The sequence below is a fragment of the Kutzneria sp. NPDC051319 genome, from assembly GCF_040682195.1.
GTDB lineage: Bacteria > Actinomycetota > Actinomycetes > Mycobacteriales > Pseudonocardiaceae > Kutzneria.
This window is the reverse complement of the sequence record NZ_JBFBAM010000096.1, coordinates 22,998-29,044: the sequence shown is the minus strand read 5'-3', so window position 1 is coordinate 29,044 and position 6,047 is coordinate 22,998. Positions and strand designations below refer to the sequence as shown.

General features: G+C 70.8%; 5 protein-coding genes. 1 reads left to right on the top strand and 4 read right to left on the bottom strand.

Features of this window, described 5'->3' with window-relative positions; genetic code table 11:
• Positions 1 to 75: 75 nt before the first annotated feature.
• From clpB to AB0M73_RS45350, 4 genes are all read right to left on the bottom strand, one after another.
• Entirely contained in the window at positions 76 to 2,667 is a 2,592-nt protein-coding gene (clpB, locus tag AB0M73_RS45365) for an ATP-dependent chaperone ClpB (protein ID WP_363905701.1), read from the bottom strand.
• A gap of 231 nt (positions 2,668 to 2,898) precedes the next feature.
• Positions 2,899 to 3,348 (bottom strand): MarR family transcriptional regulator, encoded by a 450-nt coding sequence (locus tag AB0M73_RS45360; RefSeq protein ID WP_363905699.1) that lies wholly within the window; start codon positions 3,346 to 3,348, stop codon positions 2,899 to 2,901.
• Positions 3,348 to 3,797, bottom strand: a complete 450-nt coding sequence (locus AB0M73_RS45355) for a MarR family transcriptional regulator (RefSeq protein WP_363905697.1) — start codon at positions 3,795 to 3,797, stop codon at positions 3,348 to 3,350. Before AB0M73_RS45355 ends, AB0M73_RS45360 begins: the two co-directional genes overlap by 1 nt.
• 64 nt (positions 3,798 to 3,861) lie before the next feature.
• Positions 3,862 to 4,605 carry a pyridoxamine 5'-phosphate oxidase family protein gene (locus tag AB0M73_RS45350; RefSeq protein WP_043730808.1) on the bottom strand — a complete coding sequence of 248 codons (744 nt, stop codon included), beginning with the start codon at positions 4,603 to 4,605 and terminating at the stop codon, positions 3,862 to 3,864.
• Positions 4,606 to 4,908: 303 nt separating this feature from the next.
• On the opposite strand from AB0M73_RS45350, the gene AB0M73_RS45345 reads away from it, so the two are divergent.
• Complete coding sequence (locus AB0M73_RS45345; RefSeq protein WP_043720750.1) at positions 4,909 to 6,012, top strand: FAD-binding oxidoreductase; 1,104 nt, start codon at positions 4,909 to 4,911, stop codon at positions 6,010 to 6,012.
• Positions 6,013 to 6,047: the final 35 nt, after the last annotated feature.

The window sequence follows — 6,047 nt, the reverse complement described above, 5'->3', positions numbered from 1 at the left end:
GTAAGGACGCCTTACCTGCGTTGAACGCAGGTAAGGCGTCCTTCCCTGCATCAGCCGGGGGCGGGATCTGGGCGGTCAGGCGGTGAGCGACCGGCCGACCATGAGGCCGGAGTTGTCCTCCCACGCGTCGACCACCACGGTGTCGCCGTCCCGGATCTCGCCGGCCAGCAGCTCCTTGGCCAGCTGGTCGCCGATCGCCGACTGCACCAGCCGGCGCAGCGGCCGGGCGCCGTAGATCGGGTCGAACCCGTTGAGCGCCAGCCAGTCGCGGGCCGCCGGCGAGACCTCCAGGGTCAGCCGGCGCTGCGCCAGCCGCTTGCCCAGCCGGGCGACCTGGATGTCCACGATCGCGGTCAGCTCCTCGGTGGCGAGGGCGTGGAAGACCACCAGGTCGTCCAGCCGGTTGAGGAACTCCGGCTTGAAGTGCCGCTGCACGGTCGAGAGCACCGCGTCCTTGCGCTGCTGCTCGGTCAGCAGCGGGTCGGCGATGGCCTGCGAGCCGAGGTTGGAGGTGAGCACCAGGATCGTGTTGCGGAAGTCCACCGTGCGGCCCTGACCGTCGGTCAGGCGGCCGTCGTCCAGCACCTGCAGCAGCACGTCGAACACGTCCGGGTGCGCCTTCTCCACCTCGTCCAGCAGCACGACGGCGTAGGGGCGGCGGCGCACCGACTCGGTCAGCTGGCCGCCCTGGTCGTAGCCGACGTAGCCGGGCGGCGCGCCGACGAGGCGGGCCACCGAGTGCTTCTCGGCGTACTCGCTCATGTCGATGCGGATCATCGCCCGCTCGTCGTCGAACAGGAACTCGGCCAGCGCCTTGGCCAGCTCGGTCTTGCCGACGCCGGTCGGGCCGAGGAACAGGAACGAGCCGGTGGGGCGGTCCGGGTCGGCGACGCCGGCCCTGGTCCGGCGCACGGCGTCGGACACCACGCGCACGGCCTCGGCCTGGCCGACCACGCGGCTGGCCAGCTCGTCCTCCATGCGCAGCAGCTTGGCCGTCTCGCCTTCGAGCAGCCGGCCGGCCGGGATGCCGGTCCAGGCGCTGACCACGTCGGCCACGTCGTCCGGGCCGACCTCCTCCTTGAGCATCACGTCGCCGCTCGGCGTGCTCGCCGTCGCCGCCGCGAGGTCCTTCTCCAACGCCGGGATCCGGCCGTAGCGCAGCTCGGCGGCGCGGCCCAGATCGCCATCGCGCTCGGCCCGCTCGGACTCGCCGCGCAGCTGCTCCAGCTGCTCCTTGAGCTCGCGGACCTTCTCGATGGAGCCCTTCTCGTTCTGCCACCGGGCGGTCAGCGCGGACAGCTGCTCGCGCTTCTCGGCCAGCTCGGCCCGCAGCGCCTCCAGCCGCTGGACCGACGCCAGGTCGGACTCCTTGGCCAGGGCCATCTCCTCGATCTCCAGGCGGCGGACGGCCCGCTCCACCTCGTCGATCTCGACGGGCCGGGAGTCGATCTCCATCCGCAGCCGCGAGGCGGCCTCGTCGACCAGGTCGATGGCCTTGTCCGGGAGGAAGCGGGCGGTGATGTAGCGGTCGGACAGGGTCGCGGCGGCCACCAGCGCGGTGTCGGTGATGCGGACACCGTGGTGCACCTCGTAGCGTTCCTTGAGGCCACGCAGGATGCCGATCGTGTCCTCCACGCTCGGCTCGCCCACCAGCACCTGCTGGAACCGGCGCTCCAGCGCCGGGTCCTTCTCGATGTGCTGGCGGTACTCGTCCAGCGTGGTCGCGCCGACCATGCGCAGCTCGCCGCGGGCCAGCATCGGCTTGATCATGTTGCCGGCGTCCATCGCGCCCTCGCCGGTCGCGCCGGCGCCGACGATGGTGTGCAGCTCGTCGATGAAGGTGATGACCTGCCCGGCGGAGTCGGTGATCTCCTTGAGCACGGCCTTGAGCCGCTCCTCGAACTCGCCGCGGTACTTGGCGCCGGCGATCATGGAACCCAGGTCGAGCGCCATGACCCGCTTGCCGCGCAATGACTCCGGCACGTCGCCGGCGACGATGCGCTGGGCGAGGCCCTCGACGATGGCGGTCTTGCCCACGCCGGGCTCGCCGATCAGCACGGGGTTGTTCTTGGTGCGCCGGGACAGCACCTGCACGACGCGGCGGATCTCGGCATCGCGGCCGATCACCGGGTCGAGCTCGCCGTCGCGGGCGCGCTGGGTCAGGTCGACGCCGTACTTCTCCAGCGCCTGGAAGGTGCCCTCCGGGTCCGGGCTGGTGATCCGGGCCGAGCCGCGGACCTTGGTGAAGGCCTCGCGCAGCGCGTCCGGGGAGGCGCCGTGCCGGCGCAGCAGGTCGGCGACCTGCCCGCCCTCGGCCGCCAGCCCCACCAGCAGGTGCTCGGTGGAGACGTACTCGTCGCCCATCTCGGTGGCCAGGCGCTGGGCGTGCGTGATCACGCGTAGGCCGTCGCGGGACAGGTTGGGGGCGGACATGCTGGCGCCGGTCGCCGACGGCAGCGAGTGCGCGAGCTTCTCCAGCTCGGCGCGCACCTGCGCCGGATCGGCCCCGACCGCGGTGAGCAGCGGGGCGGTCAGACCGTCACCCTGGGCCAGCAGCGCGGCGAGCAGGTGCACGGGCGTGATGTCGGGATTGCCGGCCATCGTGGCGGCCTGCGCCGCCTCGGACACCGCCTGCTGCGTCTTCGTGGTCGGGTTGAACTCGTTCATCTCCCACCTTCGGGCGAGACGTCGGGACACCAGCTTCAACGTCAGAAAAGTTGAGTCTGTTCCGCTCAAGTACGAGCATACCGGAGTGAGCCGGCTCACCCAACGCTGTCACGGCTGGTCAGCGCCCGCTTCCGGGCTTTCACCCACATGCGCGTCAGGGTTGTCCCCAGCGCCCGGCCGGTTGTCCACAATCCCCAGGTGACGATCCACAGGACTGCGCCGTCCGGGTGGTCACGCTTCCAGGGACGTCCGCAGCGAGGCGATCAGCTCGCGCAGCACGCCGTTGGCCGCCGCCAGGCGCCCGTCGTCCCACTCCGCGAACGCGGCCCGGATCAGCTCGGCCTGCTTCTGCTTCCAGCCGGCCAGCACCTCCAGCCCCCGCTCGGTCGGGCTGATCAGCGCCACCCGGCCGTCGCTGGGCGACGGCCTGCGCTCGACCAGGCCGACCTTCTCCAGCTGGGCGATCTGCCGGCTGACCACCGAGGTGTCCACCACCCGGTGCTCGGCCAGGTCGGACACCCGGACCTCGCCGCGGGCCACCACGTCGGCCAGCAGCGCGCCGGCCGCCGGGTGCAGCCCGAACTCGTCGTTCCAGAACCGCGTCCGGGCCGCGTTCTGGATCTGGTTGAGCATCCGCAGCTGGCGGATCAGCTCCAGCGCCTCGTCGACCGACGGACCCATCACAGCACCTCGTTCAACCGATCCAGCAGGGTGGAGAACGTGTGCATGTCCTCGCTGGACCAGTGCGAGAGCCGCTCCCACAACAGCTTGCGGCGGTCGCTGCGCACGGCGCTGAGCCGGTCGTGGCCGGTCGCGGTCAGCTGCACGATGCGGGCCCGGCCGTCGGCGCTGTCCACGGCCCGCTCCAGCAGGCCGAGCTCCTCCAGCCGGGCGATCTGCCGGCTCACCGTGGACTTGTCCAGTCCGGTGCGCTCCACGATCTCGGCGGCGCGCACCGGGCCGGTCTCGTACAGGTGCACGAGCAGTGCGTAGGAGGCGGTGTCCAGCCCGGGGTGGACGGCCGCGGCGACCTGGAGGGAGAAGCTGCGGGCCCGGCCGAACAGCACCGAGAGGGCCCGCTCCACGGCCTGGGCTGCCTCCCGGCGGTCAGCCTGATCGTGCTCGTCCACCCTGTGGTCCTCCATCCGCGTCACACGAACGTCAAACCGTAGTGGTCGGGGTGTCCGATCCCCGCTAGCGGGCCGCCGTTCTGGCCGATCGGACGCCGAAGTAGTCCCCGCCCTTGCGGCGACCGTCATCGGTGCCCCAGTCCCGGGTGCGATCGACCGGGACCAGCCTCGGGATGTGCTTGCGGCAGTGAATGTAGGCCTCGACCACCTCCAGCACCACCCAGCGCTCGGGCGTGCGGCCGCGGTCGAACTCGGTCGGCAGGTCGGGGTGCACGGCGCGCAGCTCGGCGTCGTCCACGATCCGGGCCCGGCCGTTGACGTGCAGGCCGATCAGGTCGGTGGCGAAGTCGACCATCAACATCGCCACGTGGGCGTTCTCGCTGATGTTGCCGAGACTGGCCATGACGCCGTTGCCGCGGTACTCGGGATAGGCCAGCCAGCGCTCGCCGAGGACCTGGACGAAGCCGGCCGGGCCGGCACGGAAGGACACGTCGCACTCGCCGGCCGCGTCCGAGGTGCCGATGAAGGCCATGTCCATGCGTGTAACGAAAGCGCGCATCTCGTCGTTGAGATGGTCGAGGACCTGATCGCGGTAGAACCGGTTGGCCCGGTCGACGGTGCCGAAGGCTCTTTGCAGCAGGTGCTCGCCTCGGGACCCGGGTAAGCCGGCGGCGTCGGGCATCGCGCCCAGCGGATCGTCGGGGTGCAGGGTGATGTCGGTCACCGCGGGGGACGGCGCATCCGACAGCTCCAGTTGGAGCAGCTCGGGCCCGGCGGTACCGGTCGGAGCAAGGTGGACGGGGGTCACGGTGATCCACCGTGTCATGTCGACCGCGCTGTGCACACCCCCGGACCATTCTTCGCCCGTTCGTGGGAAGGTCTGTCAACGGTTAGTTACCCCAGTCCACTCGAACGTGGCATCAAGTCCCACAAGGACCCGATGTCGAGTTAGGGTCCACCCTGTCGGGGGACGGATGCTTGACCACGGGACCGCCTTGCCAGGTGCCCCTGACTACGTGGAGACTGCGCCCGGACCATGACAGCCAACGCCGTGTTGAATCCCTTGCCTGCGACCAACCCTCAACGCGAACCGCCACCTGGTGTCACCGCGATGGTGCGGATGATTCGCGAGAGCTTCGCGGTCGTCGAGCCATGCGCCGAGGAAGTGGCGAAGTTCTTCTACGGGATGCTGTTCAGCCTCGCGCCGACCACCCGTGACATGTTCCCCGTGAACATGTCGGTGCAGCGCAGCCGCCTGCTGCGCGCCCTGGTGCACGTGGTGCAGATGGTCGACCGCCCCGACGACCTGATCCCCTTCCTGCGCCAGCTCGGCCGTGACCACCGCAAGTTCGGCGTGGTCTCCAGCCACTACGAGGCCGTCGGCACCGCCCTGCTCGCCGCGATCAAGAAGTTCGCCGGCAAGGCATGGACGCCGCAGGTCGAGCGGGCCTGGGCCGAGGCCTACACGATCATGGCCCGGTCCATGCAGGAGGCCGCGGCCGCCGACGAGGGCCCCGCCTTCTGGCCGGCCACCGTCGTCGAGCACAAGCGCCTGAGCTGGGGTCTGGCCATGGTGCGGGTGCAGCCCGACTACCCGGTGCCCTACCAGCCCGGCCAGTACGTCAGCGTCGAGACGCCGCAGCGGCCCCGGCTGTGGCGCTACTACAGCCCGGCCAACGCGCCCCGCGAGGACGGCACCGTCGAGTTCCACATCCGCGCGGTCAACAGCGGCTGGGTGAGCCGCTCGATCGTGGCCCACACGCAGGTCGGCGACCAGTGGCGACTCGGTGCCCCGATGGGCCGGCTCACCGTGGACCGTGAGAGCGAGCGGGACATCCTCATGGTCGCCGGCGGCACCGGCGTCTCGCCGATGCGGGCGATCCTGGACAACCTGGCCCAGTGGGGCGAGAACCCCCGCGTCCACCTGTTCGTCGGCGGCCGCACCCGCGAGGACCTGTACGACCTGGAGAACCTCCAGCGCATCGCCCAGAGCAACCCGTGGCTGACCGTGGTGCCGGTGGTCGAGTCCGAGCCGGGCCTGCAGGGCTACGAGCACGGGTCGCTGGCCGACGTGGTCACCCGCTACGGCTCGTGGTCGGACCGCGAGGTCCTGGTCTGCGGCTCCCCGGCCATGATCCGCGCGACGGTCTCGCGGATGCTGGTGGCCGGCACTCCGCTGGACCACATCCGCTACGACCCGTTCACTTTGGACTGATGCTGAAAAAAAGGGGGGCCGGCCGGCCCCCCTTT